Genomic DNA, 18,208 nt, shown 5'->3' with positions numbered 1-18,208 from the left:
ATGTGAAATATTACTGCCGTGCTCACGAGACACCCGTCCGGACAGCCGGACCTCATCATCGTGGGGGCGGGCGTCGTCGGCGCCGCGTGCGCCTACTACGCCGCCCGTTCCGGACTCGACGTCACCGTCATCGACCGCGGCCCCGTCGCGGGCGGCACCACCGGAGCGGGCGAGGGCAACCTCCTCGTATCCGACAAAGAGCCGGGCCCTGAGCTCGAACTCGCTCTGCTCTCCGCCCAGTTGTGGCGCGAGCTCGCGGCCGAACTTCCCTCGCGCGTCGAGTACGAGGCGAAGGGCGGCCTGGTCGTCGCCTCGACCGAGCCGGGGCTCGCCGCGCTGCGGGACCTCGCCGCCGCGCAGACACGCGCGGGCGTCGAGGCGGCCGAGGTCCCCGCCGACCGCCTCGCCGACTTCGAACCGCACCTCGCGCCCGGTCTCGCGGGCGGCTTCCACTACCCGCAGGACGCCCAAGTACAGCCCGCCCTCGCCGCCGCGCACCTGCTGCGAGCGGCGGCCGACGCCGGACGCCTGACGTTGCGGCTCGGCGAGGAGGTCACCGCGGTCCTGACCGGCACGAAGGGTGAGGTGCGGGGCGTGCGGACACAGCGGGGCGAGGTGCGGGCGCCGCACGTGCTCAACGCCGGCGGCACATGGGGCGGTGAACTGGCCCGCCTGGCCGGTGTGGAGCTGCCCGTACTCCCCCGCCGAGGCTTCGTCCTCGTCACCGAGCCACTGCCGCGCGTGGTGCGCCACAAGGTGTATTCCGCGGAGTACGTCGCCGATGTCGCCAGTGGTTCGGCGGCGCTGCAGACCTCCGCCGTGGTGGAGGGCACTCCGGCGGGCCCGGTGCTGATCGGGGCGAGCCGGGAGCGGGTGGGTTTCGACCGGACGCTGTCCGTGGAGGTCCTGCGGCGGCTCGCGGCCCAGGCGGTCGGCCTGTTCCCCGCCCTCGCCGCGGTGCGGGCGATCCGGACGTACGCGGGGTTCCGCCCCTACCTCCCTGACCACCTCCCGGCGATCGGTCCGGACCCACGCGTGCCCGGCCTGCTGCACGCGTGCGGTCATGAGGGCGCGGGCATCGGCCTGGCTCCGGCGACCGGGGCGCTGATCGCGGCAATGCTGGTGGGCGCAGAACTTCCGCTGTCGGCAAGCCCGTTCGCACCGGGGCGCTTCGCGAGTGAAGGCCCCGCAGCGGGCCACCCGCCCAAGGCCGTCGAGAGGAGCAACCTCCATGACATATGACGACCGGACCCCCGCCGAACTCGTCGAGGTTCCCCCTGACAGCGCCTTCACCATCACCTTCGACGGGCAGCAACTCACCGCGCTTCCCGGCCAGTCCATCGCCGCCGCGCTCTGGACCGCGGGAATCCTCTCCTGGCGGACCACGCGCGTCGACGGCCGGCCGCGCGGGGCGTTCTGCGGCATCGGCCAGTGTTTCGACTGCCTCGCGACCGTCAACGGCCGGCCCAACAGACGGGCGTGCCTGGTCACCGCCCACCCCGGCGACACGGTCACCACCCAGGAAGGGAACGGTCATGCCGGACTCGACAGCTGAGGCCACCGCGACACCGGAAGACCCGCTGTCGTACGACCTCGTGGTCCTGGGCGCCGGACCCGCGGGTCTCGCCGGCGCGGTGACGGCAGCGGAACTCGGTCTGACTGTCGCCCTGTTGGATGCGGCGCCGCAGCCGGGTGGTCAGTTCTACCGGCACCCCCCTGCGGCCACACGCGCCGCCCGACCCGAAGCCCTGCATCACGACTGGTCCACATTCGCCGACCTGCGCGACCGTCTGGCGGCGAGCGGCGCCACCCGCCTCTTCGGCCATCACGTCTGGACGGTCACGCGTGAGGCAGAAGACCGCTGGACGGTCCACGCCCTCGCGGACGAGGAGGGCGGCGCGGGCGGCGCAGGTGACTCGGTTGACTCGGGTGACTCGGGTGACTCGGGGCAGCGTCCAGTGGTCGTCCGGTCCCGCGCGCTCCTCCTCGCGACCGGCTCGTACGAACGCCATCTCCCCTTCCCCGGCTGGACCTTGCCCGGCGTGGTGGGCGCGGGCGGCGCCCAGGCCATGCTCAAGTCGGGCCTGGCCCTGCCCGGCCGACGTGTGGTCGTCGCAGGCAGCGGCCCCCTGCTGCTCGCGGTGGCGGCGTCGCTCACCTCGGCCGGAGCTGAGGTACCCGAACTGATCGAGGCCTCCGGATACCTCGGTTACGCCCGCCACCCTGCCGTACTCGCCACCCAGCCGCACAAGTTGGCGGAGGCCGCACTGCACGGCACGAGTCTGCTCCGCCGCAAGGTGCGCCTGCGCACCCGCCATGCGGTGACCGAGGCGCACGGCACGGACCGGCTGGAGGCGGTGACCGTCTCCCGTCTCGACCGCGACTGGCGGCCAGTGCCGGGCACGGACCGACGTATCGCCTGCGACGCGCTGGCCGTCGGTCACGGCCTGGTCCCCCAGATAGACCTGGCGACCGCCCTGGGCTGCGCGACCCGCCGCACCACCGACGGCACGCACGCCCTCACGCTGACCCCGCTGCAGGAGACATCGCTGCGCGGCCTGTGGGCGGCGGGCGAGACGTCGGGCATCGGCGGTGCTCAAGCCGCTCTTGTCGAGGGCGAGTTGGCCGCGCTGGCCGTCACGGCCCGGCTCACCGGACGCCGCCCCGCCGCGACCTCGCGCCTGCGCACCCTGCGCCGCCGCCGTGACCGCATGACCGCCTTCGCCGACGTCATGGCCGCGGCGCACGCGCCGGGCCCCGGCTGGACCCGGTGGCTCTCCGACGACACGGACGTATGCCGCTGCGAGGAGATCCCGGCGGGCCGGATCCGCGAGGCCGTCACGGAGTACGGCGCCCGCGACGCACGCACCGTGAAACTCCTGACCCGAGCGGGCATGGGCTGGTGCCAGGGCCGCATGTGCGGCTGGACGACGACCTGCCTCACGTCGTCGCCACCCCCGCCCTCCTCGCCACACCACCCCCACCACCCTCCGACCCTCCTCCCCACATCCACAACCACATCCCCTGACCGCCGCCTGCTCGCGACACCCGTGCCGCTCGGCGTTCTCGCGGCGCTCCCGGAGGAGCCCGACTCCGCCACCTCCCCTCCGCACCCGACAGAAGGACAGCCCTCATGACCACCACCACCTGGACCGCCGACCGCCCCTGGCGCGGCATCATGGTCGCCACCGCGCTCCCCCTGCGCGATGACCTCTCCATCGACTACGACGCCTACGCCGAGCACGTCAGCCACCTCATCGGCAACGGCTGCGACGGCGTCGTCCCCAACGGTTCCCTCGGCGAGTACCAGACCCTCACCGACGACGAGCGCGCCCGCGTCGTCCGTACCGCCGTGGCGGCCGCCGGCGACGGGGCCCGCGTGATGCCCGGCGTCGCCGCCTACGGCAGTGCCGAGTCCCGCCGCTGGGCCGAACAGGCCGCGGCGGCGGGCTGCGGCTCCGTGCTCCTCCTTCCGCCGAACACCTACCGCGCCGACGAACACGCCGTACGCGCCCACTACGCCGAGGTCGCCAAGGCGGGCCTGCCCGTGGTCGCGTACAACAATCCGTTCGACACCAGGGTCGACCTCACCCCGGACCTGCTGGCGGGGCTGCACGGGGACGGCACCGTCGTGGCGGTGAAGGAGTTCACCGGGGACGTCCGCAGGGCGTACGAGATCGCCGAAGTCGCCCCGGAGCTGGAACTGTTGATCGGGGCCGACGACGTCCTGCTCGAACTCGCGCTCGCGGGCGCGGTCGGCTGGATCGCCGGCTACCCGAACGCCTTCCCCGCCACCTGCGTGGAGCTCTACGACGCCGCCTGCGCCGGGGACCTGGACACGGCCCTGCCCCTCTACCGGTCGTTGCACCCGCTTCTGCGCCAGGACTCCAAGACGGAGTTCGTGCAGTCCATCAAGCTGTCGATGGACATCGTGGGCCGTCGCGGCGGCCCGACCCGCCCGCCGCGCTCACCGCTGTCCGGCCCCACGGAGGCGCTGGTGCGCTCGGCGACGGAGAAGGCGATGGCAGCAGGCCACCGCTGACCCCTTCCCCTCCCCCTGTCTGCACCTGCCCCGCTTTGAGAACCGGAAGGGACCCATGCGCACCCGTCACGTCTTCCACGCCGTCGACTCGCACACCGAAGGCATGCCCACGCGCGTGATCACCGGCGGTGTCGGCGTGCTCCCCGGCGCCACCATGGCCGACCGCAGGCTCCACTTCATCGAGCACCTGGACCACCTCCGCACCCTCCTGATGTACGAGCCGCGCGGCCACTCCGCGATGAGCGGCGCGATCCTCCAGCCCCCGACCCGTCCGGACGCCGACTACGGAGTCCTCTACGTCGAGGTGTCCGGGCTCCTTCCCATGTGCGGCCACGGCACCATCGGCGTGGCCACGGTGCTGGTGGAGACCGGCATGGTCCGGGTCACCGAGCCGGTGACGACAGTGCGTCTCGACACCCCGGCGGGCCTCGTCTCCGTGGACGTCCGGGTGAGCGACGGCGCGGCCACGTCGGCGACGCTCACCAACGTTCCGGCGTTCTGTGTCGCCCTGGACCGCAAGGTCGAGGTGCCGGGGCACGGCACGGTGACGTACGACATGGCCTACGGCGGAAACTTCTACGCGTTCGTCCAACTCGACGCGCTGGGCCTGCCGTTCGACCGCGCACGCAAGGACGACCTGCTGGCGGCGGGCCTCGCCGTCATGGAGGCGATCAACGCGTCGCCGGACCGCCCGGCCCACCCCGAGCAGCCGGAGATCGCCGGGGTGAAGCACGTCTATCTGGCCGCGCCCGGCTCGGACGCGCGCCGCTCGCGGCATGCCATGGCGATCCACCCGGGCTGGTTCGACCGCTCGCCGTGCGGCACGGGCACGTCCGCGCGCATGGCACAGCTGCACGCCCGCGGCGAGCTGCCGCTGGACCGCGACTTCGTCAACGAGTCCTTCATCGGGACGAAGTTCACCGGGCGGCTGGTGGCGGAGACGGAGGTGGCGGGCCTGCCCGCGGTCGTCCCCCGGATCACCGGACGGGCCTGGATCACGGGCACCGCCCAGTACTTCCTCGACCCGGACGACCCTTTCCCGGCGGGCTTCCTGCTCTGATCCCCCCGCCTGAGTCCTCTTGAGCCCCCTCAGTCCTCCCGAGCTCCTCCCGGGCCCCAACTTGCCACGTGACATTGTACTTTGGTGATCCGCGCGGGCGCGGGGACCACCGGAGGGGACACCATGGGGCACCTGAAGCAGAAGAACCTCATCACCACCAGGGAGCGGCTGCGCGACCAGGTCGGCCACGCCCTGCGCGCTGCCCTGATCTCCGGCGAACTGCGCCCCGGCGAGATCTACTCCGCGCCCGGCCTCGCCGAGGACTTCGGCATCTCGGCGACGCCGGTGCGCGAGGCCATGCTCGACCTGGCCAGGGAGGGCCTGGTCGAGCCGGTCCGCAACAAGGGCTTCCGGGTCACCGAGGTCAACGAACGCGACCTCGACCAGTACACGGAGATCCGCGGCCTGATCGAGGTCCCCATGATCGGCCGCATCACCCGCACCGCGGCCCGCGCGGACCTGGAGGTGCTGCGCCCGGTCGCCGAGGAGATCGTGCGCGCCGCCCGCGACCACGACCTCATCGCCTATCTGGAGGCCGACCGCCGCTTCCACCTCTCGCTCCTCGCCCTCTCGGGCAACGACCGGCTGGTCGAAACGGTCGGCGACCTCCGCAAGCGCTCCCGTCTCTACGGCCTGACGACCCTCGACGAACGCGACCAGCTGACCCCGTCGGCCGAGGAGCACATCGAACTCCTCGACCTGATGCTGGCGGGCGACGCCGAGGCCGCGGAGCAGTGCATGGCCCGGCACCTCGGCCACGTGCGGTCACTCTGGGCCGAGAACGCCGACCGGCCGTGAGCCGTGAGCCGTGAGCCGTGAGCTGTCACCGTGCCGGCAGGTCACCGCCCCACGGCGCACGCGTCCCCGTTGAGCAGGAAGCGCGGCGGTGGTGTGCTGTCTCCGGTGTGGTCGGCGAGATAGCCGAGAGTGACACGCCCGCCCGGCGGGATGTCGGCGTTGTACGGGGCGTTGGCGGCCGTGACGGTGTTGCTTCCCTGCGTCAGATCGGTGCCCCAGTCGGAGACGACGGTCTGGCCGAGGGCGAGGGGGAACTCCAGCCTCCAGCCCTTCACGGCCGTGGTGCCCGTGTTGGTGATGGTGAGGTCGACCTTCGTGCCCGTTCCCCAGCTCTGCACGGTCCGGTCCACGCGACAGGTGGGCTCCTCCCGCGCGAGCGAGAGGCGGTGCAGACCGCCGGGCAGGTCATTGACCATGTAGAGCTCCCCGTCGACGGTCGCGCCGATCGACGTCACCTGCGTGGGCAGCTCGCCGATCTCCGCCTGCTCGTAGCCGCCGCTGCCGTCGGGACGCAGCGCCCAGACGGTCGAGGAGCAGTAGTCGGTGGCGAGATACGTGCCGTCGGCCAGGTCGGCGTACTTCTTGCCGCGGTAGACATGCCCGCCGATGACCGAACACCCGCCCGTGTACGGGGAGTACGTGAACACCGGCTTGGTGTACCGCTCACCCGGGGTGCAGTCGCCGCCCTCGAACCTTTCCAGCCCTTCGTAGCAGGACCAGCCGAGGTTGAGCCCGCCGCGGCCCGGTGCGATGTGGTCGATCTCCTCCCAGCGGCCCTGGCCGACGTCACCGATCCACAGCGAGCCGTCGGCCCGGTCGAAGGAGAACCGCCACGGGTTGCGCAGCCCGTACAGCCAGATCTCCGGGCGGGCGCCGGGGACGTCGACGAAGGGGTTGTCGTCGGGGACGCAGTAGGCGAGCTCCCCGCACGTGCGGTTCACGTCGACGCGCAGGATCTTGCCGAGGAGCGTGTCCAGTCGCTGCCCGGCGCGCAGGGGGTCCGCCGAACCGCCGCCGTCGCCGATGCTCCAGTAGAGGTGTCCGTCGGGGCCGAAGGCGAGCTGGCCGCCGTTGTGGTTGCTGTACTCGGCGTGCTCCTGGGAGAGCAGAGGTTCCAGCCGCGCGCCGTCGAGCCGGTAGCGGGCGAGGGTGACCGCGCCGTCGGGCAGGGCCGTGTACGCGAGGTACAGCTGCCGGCTGGTGGCGAAGTCGGGCGGGACGGCGATGCCCAGCAGGCCGCGTTCGTTGCCCGACTCGTCCACGGAAGACCTGATGTCGAGGAGCGGGGTGGCAGCCAGACCGGTGTCGGGGTGGTAGACGCGGACGGTGCCGGACTTCTCGGTGACGAAGAGCCGACCGGAGCCGTCGTCGGGGGCGGCGAGGGCGGTGGGCCGTCTCAGCCCGGAGGCGACCTGCGTCGTGGTGGCGTGCAGGGAGGTCAAGGGGACGTCCGCGGCTCTCCCGGCCTGGGGCACGCCGGACGCCGTGTCGCGCGGGGTCGCGGCGGAGGCGGCGGTTGGCGGGGTGACGAGAGTGCTCAGTACAAGGGTGAAGAGGACGAGGGGGAGGAGGGGGCGGAGGGGAAGCAGGCGGACCGGGCGGGTGAGGGCGGTGCGGCGGCTGCGGGGCATGGGGCGGCTCCAGGAGGACGGGGAGCTGGGCAGAGCTGGACAGGGGGAGAGATGAGGGCGGCCGGCGGAGGCGGACAGGTCCCGCCGGGCATGGTGCTGCCCGGCGGGACGGCACTCCGCCGGCGCCCTCAGCCCGGCGGCGCTGTCATCGCCGCGAGCCGGTGCGGTCAGCCGAAGTCGACGTCACTGCACAGGAAGTACGTCTGGTCCATGTGCGACGCCTGCCAGATCGTGTACACCACATGGCGGCCGCTGTAGCCGGAGGTGCTCACGGGGATCGAGTAGTTCTGGCTCGGCGCGTACTTGCCGGTGCGGGCGACCAGTTCGAGATCACTCCAGCGCAGGGGCTGGGTGACGGGGTCGTAGCCCTGCCGGCTGAGGTAGACCTCGAAGTAGTCCGCGCCGTGGCTGGCCTGGTCGTACAGCTTGACGGTGAAGTCGTCGGCGAGTGCGGTGGTCCGCCACGCGCCGGGCGTGTCCAGCGCGTTGTAGCGTCCGCCCTCGGTCCGGCCGCCGCTGCACAGCTGACCGTCCGGGACGACCGCCCGGAAGTTGCCGCCGGAGCCGTTGCGGTACAGGCCGTTCCAGTTCCACATGGCGTTGGGGTCGGCCCGCCACGCCTGCCAGCACATGGGGTCCTGCTGGGCCATCGCCGGGTTGAGGTGATCGCTGCCCCAACGCTGCCAACAGCCGTAATTGCGCGTCGCCGGGTCGACGACGGAACCGTGCGCCACCGCGGTCCCGCTCCAGGGGACCAGGCTGAGCAGCAACGCGACCAGAGCGCTGAAGACGAGCGTCAGGCCGCGTCTCGTGCCGAGGAGATGAGAATGACGATCCATCGGGCTCCTGCTTCCTGTGGGGGGTGCGTCGGATGAGACGTGGGGGGTGACGTGTGGGTGGCGCGTGGGAGCGCTCCCGCGAAACAATCTGCGGGCGCGGAAACGCGGCGGCAACAGCCGAACGCGCCACATCCGTGAAGTAGTTGACGCGGCAAGCGTGGGGGCGCGGGCGGGGGCCCGGAGGGTCGTCCGGCGGCGGTCGCCCCGGCCGGATGCCGGGTGCGCGGGGCGGGGTGCGCATGCCGCAAGAGACGGGGCCAGGGGCCGGTTCGTCGGCCGACGCGTCCTCTCCATTGCACCGCGCGGCACAGTGTTCCCACCGTTCGGCGGGCGCCGGTTCCACCCGTGACGTCGACCCCCGGGGCGGGGTGGGAGTGTGCTCCGCGTCGGCGCGTGCTGCGAGAACCGGTCGACGGGCCCTGGACGTCCGACGCACTCCGCGGCGTCGTACCTGCCCACCTGGGTCGATCGGCCGTCGGTACGCGGCGTCGGCTCATGCTTTCGAAGTCCTTGCGCGGGCCCGCCGGGACGCCGTCGGCCGGGCCCGTCCGCCGGATGGCCACTTTCGCTCGCTGCGGGCAGGGTTACGTTTTTCCGCGGATGCCTGTACAGAGACCCGGATTCCGTTCGACGGATCGGTGCTCACAGGGTTGTCATGACCCCGCCGGACTCTTACAGTCCGGCTGTGAGCGAGTGGGAGCGCTCCCACTTGTAGAGAGACGGAAACGCTCCCGCAGTCGGAAAGATGACCCCTCGGAGAGAGGCTCCTTCATGCGCTCCTCACCGCATCGCCTCCGCACCGTCCGTGCCCTGTCAGGCGCGTTGTTCACCGCTCTCACCACGGTGGCGGCGCTCCTCGTGGTCAGCACCCCGGCCCAGGCCGACACCACGATCTGTGAGCCGTTCGGCACCACCGTGATCCAGGGACGCTACGTCGTCCAGAACAACCGCTGGGGCACCAGCGCCACCCAGTGCGTCACCGCCACCAACACCGGCTTCCGGGTCGCCCGGGCCGACGGTTCGGTACCCACCAACGGCGCCCCCAAGTCGTATCCGTCGATCTTCAACGGCTGTCACTACACCGTCTGTTCACCCGGGACCAAGCTCCCCGCGCAGATCAGCACCGTCTCCAGCGCGCCGAGCAGCATCTCCTACGGCTATGTGTCAGGCGCCGTGTTCAACGCCTCGTACGACATCTGGCTGGACCCGACGCCCCGCACCGACGGCGTGAACCGGACCGAGATCATGATCTGGTTCAACCGGGTCGGCCCGATCCAGCCCATCGGTTCCCGGATCGGCACTGCCACAGTCGGCGGGCGCACCTGGGAGGTCTGGACCGGCAGCAACGGCTCCAACGACGTGATCTCCTTCGTCGCCCCCTCGGCGATCACGAGCTGGAGCTTCGACGTCATGGACTTCGTCGACCAGGCGGTCGCCCGAGGCATGGCGCAGCGCAACTGGTACCTGACCAGCGTGCAGGCCGGCTTCGAGCCGTGGCAGAACGGCGCGGGGCTGTCGGTGAACTCCTTCTCCTCCGCCGTGAACATCGGCGGCTGACACCGGGCGGGCCCGGTGAATTCCTCCTCCTCCGCCGTGAACACCGGCGGCTGACCCCGGGCGGGCCCGGTGACTCCGGCGCCCGGGCGGTGCCGGCGCCCGACCAGGAGTTCCCCTGTCCGCCCCCACCCCCATCCACCAGGAGAGCACATGCCCGACCCGACCAGCCGCACGATCACCCGACCCCACCGCTCCCACCGCCCCCGCAGACCCCACCGCAAGCGATCGGCTGCTCTGGCCGCCGCCTTGAGCACCCTCCTCCTTGGAGCGGCGGTCCAGGTGGCCGCGCCCCCGGCGTCGGCGGCGGCGCCGCACGTCGACAACCCGTTCGCCGACGCGTCGTTCTACGTCAACCCGGACTACGCCCGCCTCGTCGACGGGTCCATCGCCAGGACCACCGACGCGACCCTCAAGTCGAAGATGGCGCAGGTCAAGAACTACCCGACGGCCGTCTGGCTGGACCGGATCGCCGCCATCCACGGCGGTGACGCCAACGCGGGCCGCAAGAGCCTCGCCGACCACCTCGACCTGGCGCTCGCGCAGAAGAAGCCGGGCCGGCCGCTCGTCGCCTCGTTCGTGGTGTACGACCTGCCGGGCCGCGACTGCGCCGCCCTCGCCTCCAACGGTGAACTGCCGCTCACCTACAAGGGTTTGGCACGCTACAAGGCCGAGTACATCGACGAGATCGCCAAGGTCTTCGCCAGACCGAAGTACCGTGACATCCGCATCACCACGGTCATCGAGCCGGACGGCCTTCCGAACCTGGTCACCAACCTCTCCGACCCGGAGTGCGCCCGGGCCAAGAGCAGCGGCATCCAGGTGGCCGCCACCCGGTACGCCCTGAACAAGCTGCACGCCCTCCCCAACGTGTACACGTACATGGACGTCGGCCACTCCGGCTGGCTCGGCTGGGACACCAATCTCTCCCAGACCGCCGATCTGTACACGGACGTCGTCAAGGGCACCAGGGCCGGTCTGCGCAGCGTGGACGGTCTGATCACCAACGTCTCCAACTACACGCCCCTGACCGAGCCGTTCCTCACCGACCCGGACAAGACGGTCGGCGGCAACGTGGTCAAGTCCGGCACGTTCTACGGGTGGAACCCGAACTTCGACGAGTCGGACTACACCAAGGCCCTGCACTCCGCGCTGGTGTCCCGGGGCTGGCCCGCTGCCACCGGTATGGCCATCGACACCTCCCGCAACGGGTGGGGCGGCAGCGACCGGCCGACCGCCGAGGGGACAAGCACCGTACTCGACACCTACGTCAGCCAGTCCAAGGTGGACCGCCGCACCCACCGCGGCCTGTGGTGCAACGTCAACGGCGCGGGGCTCGGCCGCCCCCCGCAGGCCGTGCCCGCCGACTCCCCGGACGCGCACCTCGACGCGTTCCTGTGGGTCAAGCCACCGGGGGAATCGGACGGCGCGAGCAAGGACATCCCGAACGACGAGGGCAAGCGCCCTGACCCGATGTGCGACCCGGACCACACAGCCCCGGGCACGGGCGGCAACCCGACCGGCGCCATGCCCGACGCGCCGCTGGCCGGGCACTGGTTCCACGATCAGTTCTCCATGCTCGTACGCAACGCCCACCCCGCCGTACCCACCGACGGCCCCTAGGAGACGGACGATGAATCGAAGCAAGAGACGACCACTGTCCTTACTCGCGGTGCTGGCCACCCTGCTCAGCGGGCTCGGTCTGGCCCTCGTCGGCCAGAACAGCGCGCAGGCGCACGGCGTGACGATGACGCCCGGATCGCGGACGTACCTCTGCTATCTGGACGCCAAGACCAGCACCGGCGCGCTCGACCCGACGAACCCGGCGTGCAAGGCGGCGCTCGCGGAGAGCGGCGCCAACGCGCTGTACAACTGGTTCGCCGTGCTCGACTCCAACGCGGGCGGACGCGGCCCGGGCTACGTCCCGGACGGCAAGCTGTGCAGCGCCGGCGACCGCTCCCCGTACAACTTCACCGGCTACAACGCCGCCCGCGCCGACTGGCCCCGCACGCACCTCACCTCCGGGGCCTCGATCAAGATCAAGCACAGCAACTGGGCGGCGCACCCGGGTGACTTCCGCGTGTACATTTCCAAGCCCGGCTACTCCCCCACGAAGCCGCTGGGCTGGGGCGACCTGGAACTCGTCCAGACCGTCACCAACCCGCCGCAGTCCGGTTCCGTGGGGAGCGAGTCCGGTCACTACTACTGGGACCTGAAGCTGCCCTCGGGCCGCTCCGGCGACGCGATGATGTTCATCCAGTGGGTGCGGTCGGACAGCCAGGAGAACTTCTTCTCCTGCTCCGACATCGTCTTCGACGGGGGCAACGGCGAGGTGACCGGCATCCGCGACGGCACGGGAGGCCCCTCTCCGACCCCGACCCCCACGCCTACCCCTACCCCTACCCCGAGCGACCCGCACACCGGCTGCATGGCCCTCTACAAGGTGACGAACTCCTGGAACGGCGGCTTCCAGGGCTCCGTCGAGGTGATGAACCACAACACCACCGCGCGCAACGGATGGGCCGTGCGCTGGCAGCCAGGCACCGGCACCAAGATCGACCAAGTCTGGAACGGCACGCTCAGCCCGGGCTCCGACGGCACGGTCACGGTCAAGAACGTCGACCACAACCGCACCATCCCACCGGACGGCACCACCACATTCGGCTTCACCGCCACCTCGACCGGCAACAACCTACCGACCGGTTCGATCACCTGCGTGAATCCGTAGCGACCCGCCTCGCCCCCGCCCTTCGGCGGAAACAACAGATCCCCACGGTTCGCGAAGAACCGTGGGGATCTGATTGATCTTTTGGTGTCCGAGGGGGGACTTGAACCCCCACGCCCGATAAAGGGCACTAGCACCTCAAGCTAGCGCGTCTGCCATTCCGCCACCCGGACTAGGTGTCTGCCGCCCTGCGGGGCGTTCCCCGCGGCGACATGGACAACAATACCAAGGTTTCGGAGTGCCTTTCACCTGCGTATCCGCCCGCCGACCGCGGTATGCACGGTGACCCGCGCCACCCCGCCTAGAGTCTCACCATGAGTGACGGAACGATTACCGGTGGCAGCGGCAGTGGCATGCTCGGCGACATGAAGGTGCACCGCCCCCGGATGCTCTCCCCCTTGCGTGAGCACCTGCGGGACACCATGTGGTTCGCGCCGACCGCCGGGCTCATGGGGGCCATGCTCCTGTGGTGGGGCGCGGCGGAGCTGGACACGGAGATCGTCGCGTCGTTGCGGGACGGGGGTGACTACGACGCGATCAAGGAGCTGATGGGGATCGCCGACGACGCCAAGGCGGTGATCAGCACCATCGGCAGCGCCATGATGACGTTCATCGGTGTCGTCTTCAGCATCTCGCTCGTGGCCGTACAGATGGCCAGCGGGCAGTTCAGCCCGCGGGTGGTGCGGCTGTACGTCCGGTCCCGCATCACCAAGATCACGCTGACCGTGTTCCTGGCGACGTTCCTCTTCTCCCTCCTGACCCTCACCTCCTTCGACAGCGAGCGGGATCCCCGGCTCCTGACGAGCGTGCCGCTGGTGGAGTCGGTGCTCGCGATGGTGATGGTGCTGCTGAGCCTGCTGCTGTTCGTGGCGTACGTGAACGGGACCGTCCGGATGATGCGCATCGGCTTCGTCATCGACCGGATCGCCCGCGAGTCGTTCCGGGTCGCCGTGAAGCAGCCCACGGAGCTCCCGGTGGACACGGAGCAGCTCGGGCCCGAGACCGCCCGGGTCACGCATCACGGCAGGGCGGGCGTCCTGCGGGACGTGAACATCGCACGGGCCGTGCGGGCGGCCCGGCGACAGGGGGTCGTGCTGCGGCTGATCCCCCGGATCGGGGACTTCGTGGTGCCGGGGACGCCGGTGTTCACGGTGCACGGCGGCGCGGCGCCCTCGCGGCGGGCGCTCGGCTACACCGTGTCCGTGGGAGTGGAGCGGACCTTCCACCAGGATCTCGGGTTCGGTCTGCGACAGCTGTCCGACATCGCGCTGCGGGCCCTGTCGCCTGCGGTGAACGATCCGACGACCGCCGTGCAGGCCCTGGACCGCATCGTGCAGTTCCTCGCGTCGGTCGCCCCGCACCCGCTCGGCGCGCTCGGGCACCGCGACCGGCGCGGGGCGCTGCGGCTGGTCCAGTCGGTACCGGACTGGACCGCCCTGGTCGATCTCGGGTTCGCGGAGATCAGGGGCACCGCGGTCGGCAACCCCCAGGTCACCCGACGCATGCTGGCCGGGCTCGACGATCTGCTGCTGCTCGTCCCCGAGGAGCGGCGCGAACCACTGCTGCGGCACCGGGAACTCCTCGCACAGGCCGTGGAGCGCTCGGTGCCGGAGGCGGCGGACCGTGTCTTCGCCCTGCTGCCGGACCGACAGGGCATCGGCTGAACCAGGATCTCCGCGGTGAAGACACGTCGTGACATGACCGCGCATGGAGGGGGTCCTCCCGCCGACAGCGGGAGGACCCCCTCCATGCCTACATGCCTACATGTCGGCGTGCGGTCAGTCGCCGCAGCGGCCGGTGCGCAGTGAGTGCAGGTGCTCGCTGGACTTGCGCGCGAAGGCGTAGGACTCGGCCGGGTTGTCGTGCTCGGTCTGCCAATGGTGGTAGCGCTTTCCGTGGTGCGTACGCCCGGTCACCTTGGACAGGAACTTCTTGTAGTCGATGTCGCCGTCGCCGACGTCCGTCATGCGGTAGCCGTCGCGCGTGCTCTCGTCGCGGATGCCGTCCTTGACGTGGAACAACGGGTATCGGTGGGGCTGCTTGAGTACGTAGTCGAGCGGGTCGAAGGGCGCGGGGGTACCGTCGGGCCGCTTGCCGAACCGGAACTGGGCGCTGTAGGCCCAGTAGATGTCCATCTCCAGGTACACGAAGTCGGGGTCGGTCTCGGCGAGCAGCACATCGTAGAGCCGGACCTTCGGCTTGTCGGTGGCGAAGGAGAACTCCTCGGCGTGGTTGTGCTGGTAGAACTTCATGCCGCGCTTACGGGCCGCTTCGCCGTACGTGTTGAAGTCCTCCGCCGCACGCTTCCAGGCGTCGACGGTGGTGCCGTAGCGGAAGGGCCCCGACGCGGTGCCGATGTGCTTCAGGCCGAGGGCCTCTGCGTCGTCGAGGACCTTGGTGAGGTTCTGCGCGAACGTGTACGCGTTGGGGTTGTTGTCGGCGTAGTAGCCGACGTGGGAGCCGATGGGATGCAGACCGTGGTCCCTTGCCAGCGCCTTGAGCTGGGCGAGTGTGATGGCACCTGCCGAGCCTTGGGTGTAGCCGGCGAATTCGATCTCGTCGTATCCGTACTTCTCCAACTCCGCGAATACGGGAGCGAATCCGAGGGTGGAGACCTTGTCGCGGAGGCTGTAGAGCTGAATGCCGAGCCGACCGGGCGGCAGGACGGGACGCCCGCGGCCCTTCCCCGAGCCGGCCGGAGCGGTGGAGCCGATCGAGCCAGTCGACGCAGCGGCCGTTGGGGTCGCCGCCCCGAGGAGGGCCGCGGCGGACGCACCGGCGGCCACACCGAGCATGCCGCGTCGGCTGAGTCTGCGAGCGAGTTCAGGATCGGGACCGGGATCGGTGGAGGATGGCTTGCGGATCATGCGGTTCTCCTCGGCTGGCTCAGGGTGGCGTCAGGGATGGGTTCGAAGAACGGATCGGGGATCACTGGGGGTCGGACCCTGATGGCAGGGCCCGAGCCTTCTGGTTCAGTGGAGATCAAGCAGATTCAGCGGCGCGGGCAGGCGGTCGTCACCGCAGGCCCGCGAGGTCGAGCAGGAGCGATTTCACATCGGTGGCCGCGACGCGGCCGCTGACAGCGCGGGGGGTGGAGCACAGAATGAGCGGACTTTCGTCCTCGCTCGTGGGGAGGCGGCCATGGCTGCCGCGAATAGGTGACGGGTCCAGGGGCACGACCGCCATGCGATAGCGCATGCCGAGCTTCTTCCGGGCCAGCGCGCCCGCGGCCTTGACGCGGACGTACGGATCCTGGGGGTCCATGAAGAGCTCGACAGGGTCGTAGCCGGGTTTGCGATGGATCTCGACGAGCTGCGCGAAGTCGGGCGCGCGAGCGTCGTCGAGCCAGTAGTAGTACGTGAACCAGGCATCCGGCTCCGCGACGGCGACGAGTTCACCGGAGCGCGGGTGGTCCAGGTGGTGTGCCTTCTTGCCCTCGTCGTCGAGGAGCTGCTCGATGCCGGGGACGTCCTTGAGGGCGGCGCGCGTGGCGTCGAGGTCTTCCGGGCGGCGGACGTAGACGTGGGCGATCTGGTGGTCGGCGACGGCGAAGGCGCGGGACGCCATCGGGTCGAGGTACTCCATGCCGTCCTGGGTGTGCACCTCCAGCAGGCCCGCTCGGCGCAGTGTCCGGTTGATGTCGATGGGCCGGTTCACCCACGTGATGCCGTATTCGGAGAGCGCGACGACGGTGCGGCCCTCCGCTTTCGCGTCGTCCAGAAGCGGGGCGAGGGTCGCGTCCAGGTCGGCGGCCGCCTGGAAGGAGCGCGGGTCGTCGGGGCCGAAGCGTTGCAGGTCGTAGTCGAGATGAGGGAGGTAGCACAGGGCCAGGTCGGGGTGGCGGGTGTCGATGACGTGGCGGGTGGCGTCCACGATCCAGCGGCTGGACACGATGTCCGCGCCGGGCCCCCAGAAGTGGAAGAGGGGGAACGTGCCGAGTTTTTCGGTGAGTTCGTCGTGGAGGTCCGGGGGCCGGGTGTAGCAGTCGGGTTCTTTGCGGCCGTCGGCGTAGTAGACGGGGCGGGGGGTGACGGTGAAGTCGGTGTCGGCGCCCATGGCGTACCACCAGCAGATGTTGGCGACGGTGTAGCCGGGGTGCGCGCGGCGGGCGGCGTCCCACAGTTTGTCCCCGGCGACGAGACCGTTGTGCTGACGCCAGAGGAGTACGTCGCCGAGCTCGCGGAAGTACCAGCCGTTGCCGACGATGCCGTGCTCGGCGGGGGTGGTGCCGGTGAGGAAGGTGGACTGGGCGGCGCAGGTGACGGCGGGCAGGACGGTGCCGAGCGGCGCTCGGGACCCGGACTGGCCGAGCGTCTTGAGGCGGGGCATGTGGTCGAGGAGGCGCGGGGTGAGGCCGACGACGTCAAGAACCAGCAAGGGGGTCGGGGTCATGGGAGTTCCTTGAGGCCGAGGTCGGTCAGGAGGTCGCGGGCGAGGGCGAGTTCGGCGGCGATGCCCTCGGCGAGCTGCGGGCGGCCGCGCGGGCGCAGTGCGGGCGGGAGGGCCTGCCAGGTGTAGGTCTCGACCTCGAGGTGGCGGGTGAGGGGGACGGGTCCGCCGACGAGCCGGGTCAGGACGTCCTGGAGCACGGGGAGCGTGGAGGTGAGCGGCGGCGCGGGAGCGGCGTGCAGGGGGACGTGGAAGTGGGCGCGCCAGGGCGCCGTGTCGGGCAGGACGTCCGTGGTGAGTGCTTCGCCGAGGTCGTCGGTGCCGCGCAGGCCGGTGCGGGTCAGGGTGCGGGTCTGGTGGAGGAAGCGGGGTTCGTCGAAGGCGGCGAGTGCCTCGCGTACGTCGGGAAGGTGGGGGTGTTCGGCATGGAGCGCGGCGGACAGCTGCGACTTGACGACGGGGATGCCCGCGGCGGCGAGAGCATCGAGGGCGTCACCGGGGTCCTCGAAGGAGGTGGCGAGGTGACAGGTGTCGACGCAGACACCGATGCGGTCGTGGCCGACCGCGGTGAGCGGGGTGATGGCGTCGGCGGTGGTCTCGACGGTGCAGCCGGGTTCTGGTTCGAGGCCGATGCGGATGGAGCGGCCGGTCAGTTCGGCGAGGGCGTCGAGGCGTTGCGCGAGCGTGGCGAGGGCTGTGCGGGCGGCCTCGGCACGGAGGTCGTCGAAGGGTGTGCGCCAGGCGAGCGGGAGGGTGGAGATGGTGCCTTCGGTGACGTCGTCGGGCAGCAGGGCGGCGAGCAGCCGGGCCAGTTCGGTGGTGTGGGTGAGGCGCTCCGGGTCGGTCCAGTCCGGCTTGTACACGCGGTACTTGACCTGTTCGGCGCCGAATCCCTCATAGGGGAAGCCGTTGAGCGTGACGACTTCGAGGCCGCGCCGGTCGAGTTCGGTGCGCAGGCCGCGCAGTGCGGCGGGGTCGGTGCCGAGGGCGTGGGCGGCGTCCTTGGCGAGCCACAGTCCGATGCCGATGCGGTCCCTGCCGAGCCGTTTGCGCACGGGCTCGCAGTGGTCGCGGAGCTGGGCGAGCACGCCGTCGAGGGTCTCGGCGGGGTGGACGTTGGTGCAGTAGGCGAGGTGGACGGTGGAGCCGTCGGGATGCCGGAAGCGCATG

The 18,208-nt window shown here is 70.8% G+C and carries 14 protein-coding genes, 1 tRNA gene and 1 pseudogene; 10 read left to right on the top strand and 6 right to left on the bottom strand.

The window, feature by feature from the left end; translation table 11 throughout:
• Window positions 1-18 precede the first annotated feature (18 nt).
• The 6 genes from ACZ56E_RS00395 to ACZ56E_RS00370 all read left to right on the top strand — a co-directional run bounded on the left by ACZ56E_RS00395 (window position 19) and on the right by ACZ56E_RS00370 (window position 5,900).
• Window positions 19-1,242 (top strand): NAD(P)/FAD-dependent oxidoreductase, encoded by a 1,224-nt coding sequence (locus ACZ56E_RS00395; RefSeq protein ID WP_471209139.1) that lies wholly within the window; start codon window positions 19-21, stop codon window positions 1,240-1,242.
• Window positions 1,232-1,555, top strand: a complete 324-nt coding sequence (locus ACZ56E_RS00390; protein ID WP_471209137.1) for a (2Fe-2S)-binding protein — start codon at window positions 1,232-1,234, stop codon at window positions 1,553-1,555. The genes ACZ56E_RS00395 and ACZ56E_RS00390 overlap by 11 nt, the downstream gene beginning before the upstream one ends.
• The gene (locus ACZ56E_RS00385) at window positions 1,536-3,137 is read left to right on the top strand and encodes an FAD/NAD(P)-dependent oxidoreductase (protein ID WP_471209134.1); all 1,602 of its coding nucleotides are present in this window, start codon (window positions 1,536-1,538) and stop codon (window positions 3,135-3,137) included. The genes ACZ56E_RS00390 and ACZ56E_RS00385 overlap by 20 nt, the downstream gene beginning before the upstream one ends.
• Window positions 3,134-4,042 carry a dihydrodipicolinate synthase family protein gene (locus ACZ56E_RS00380; RefSeq protein WP_471209131.1) on the top strand — a complete coding sequence of 303 codons (909 nt, stop codon included), beginning with the start codon at window positions 3,134-3,136 and terminating at the stop codon, window positions 4,040-4,042. Before ACZ56E_RS00385 ends, ACZ56E_RS00380 begins: the two co-directional genes overlap by 4 nt.
• Before the next feature lie 55 nt (window positions 4,043-4,097).
• A complete protein-coding gene (locus ACZ56E_RS00375) occupies window positions 4,098-5,102 on the top strand; it encodes a proline racemase family protein (protein WP_471209128.1) in 1,005 nt (334 codons plus the stop codon).
• A 123-nt stretch (window positions 5,103-5,225) separates the two neighbouring features.
• Entirely contained in the window at window positions 5,226-5,900 is a 675-nt protein-coding gene (locus ACZ56E_RS00370) for a GntR family transcriptional regulator (protein ID WP_471209125.1), read from the top strand.
• A 41-nt stretch (window positions 5,901-5,941) separates the two neighbouring features.
• On the opposite strand, the gene ACZ56E_RS00365 is transcribed toward ACZ56E_RS00370, so the two are convergent.
• Both ACZ56E_RS00365 and ACZ56E_RS00360 read right to left on the bottom strand, forming a co-directional pair.
• Entirely contained in the window at window positions 5,942-7,531 is a 1,590-nt protein-coding gene (locus ACZ56E_RS00365) for a PQQ-dependent sugar dehydrogenase (protein ID WP_471209122.1), read from the bottom strand.
• A 167-nt stretch (window positions 7,532-7,698) separates the two neighbouring features.
• Complete coding sequence (locus ACZ56E_RS00360) at window positions 7,699-8,370, bottom strand: lytic polysaccharide monooxygenase auxiliary activity family 9 protein (protein ID WP_471209119.1); 672 nt, start codon at window positions 8,368-8,370, stop codon at window positions 7,699-7,701.
• Between the two features lie 771 nt (window positions 8,371-9,141).
• Between ACZ56E_RS00360 and ACZ56E_RS00355 the strand changes: the two are divergent.
• The 3 genes and pseudogenes from ACZ56E_RS00355 to ACZ56E_RS00345 form a co-directional block, all read left to right on the top strand.
• A pseudogene (locus ACZ56E_RS00355) lies at window positions 9,142-9,944 on the top strand (GH12 family glycosyl hydrolase domain-containing protein); the annotation flags it as partial.
• Between the two features lie 133 nt (window positions 9,945-10,077).
• Window positions 10,078-11,547, top strand: a complete 1,470-nt coding sequence (locus ACZ56E_RS00350) for a glycoside hydrolase family 6 protein (protein WP_471209116.1) — start codon at window positions 10,078-10,080, stop codon at window positions 11,545-11,547.
• A 10-nt stretch (window positions 11,548-11,557) separates the two neighbouring features.
• The gene (locus tag ACZ56E_RS00345) at window positions 11,558-12,652 is read left to right on the top strand and encodes a lytic polysaccharide monooxygenase auxiliary activity family 9 protein (protein WP_471209113.1); all 1,095 of its coding nucleotides are present in this window, start codon (window positions 11,558-11,560) and stop codon (window positions 12,650-12,652) included.
• Window positions 12,653-12,734: 82 nt separating this feature from the next.
• On the opposite strand, the gene ACZ56E_RS00340 is transcribed toward ACZ56E_RS00345, so the two are convergent.
• Window positions 12,735-12,822: transfer RNA gene (locus ACZ56E_RS00340), tRNA-Leu, on the bottom strand.
• Between the two features lie 141 nt (window positions 12,823-12,963).
• On the opposite strand from ACZ56E_RS00340, the gene ACZ56E_RS00335 reads away from it, so the two are divergent.
• Window positions 12,964-14,313 carry a DUF2254 domain-containing protein gene (locus ACZ56E_RS00335; RefSeq protein WP_471209109.1) on the top strand — a complete coding sequence of 450 codons (1,350 nt, stop codon included), beginning with the start codon at window positions 12,964-12,966 and terminating at the stop codon, window positions 14,311-14,313.
• 114 nt (window positions 14,314-14,427) lie between these two features.
• Here ACZ56E_RS00335 and ACZ56E_RS00330 read toward each other — a convergent pair whose 3' ends face one another.
• From ACZ56E_RS00330 to eboE, 3 genes are all read right to left on the bottom strand, one after another.
• Window positions 14,428-15,516 carry a sugar phosphate isomerase/epimerase family protein gene (locus tag ACZ56E_RS00330; RefSeq protein WP_471209098.1) on the bottom strand — a complete coding sequence of 363 codons (1,089 nt, stop codon included), beginning with the start codon at window positions 15,514-15,516 and terminating at the stop codon, window positions 14,428-14,430.
• Window positions 15,517-15,664: 148 nt separating this feature from the next.
• Complete coding sequence (locus tag ACZ56E_RS00325; protein WP_471209096.1) at window positions 15,665-17,041, bottom strand: nucleotide pyrophosphatase/phosphodiesterase family protein; 1,377 nt, start codon at window positions 17,039-17,041, stop codon at window positions 15,665-15,667.
• Entirely contained in the window at window positions 17,038-18,207 is a 1,170-nt protein-coding gene (gene eboE / locus ACZ56E_RS00320) for a metabolite traffic protein EboE (protein ID WP_471209093.1), read from the bottom strand. Before eboE ends, ACZ56E_RS00325 begins: the two co-directional genes overlap by 4 nt.
• Window position 18,208: the final 1 nt, after the last annotated feature.

This window comes from Streptomyces sp. NPDC039480 (assembly GCF_055597165.1).
This window is presented reverse-complemented; position numbering and strand designations above follow the sequence as displayed.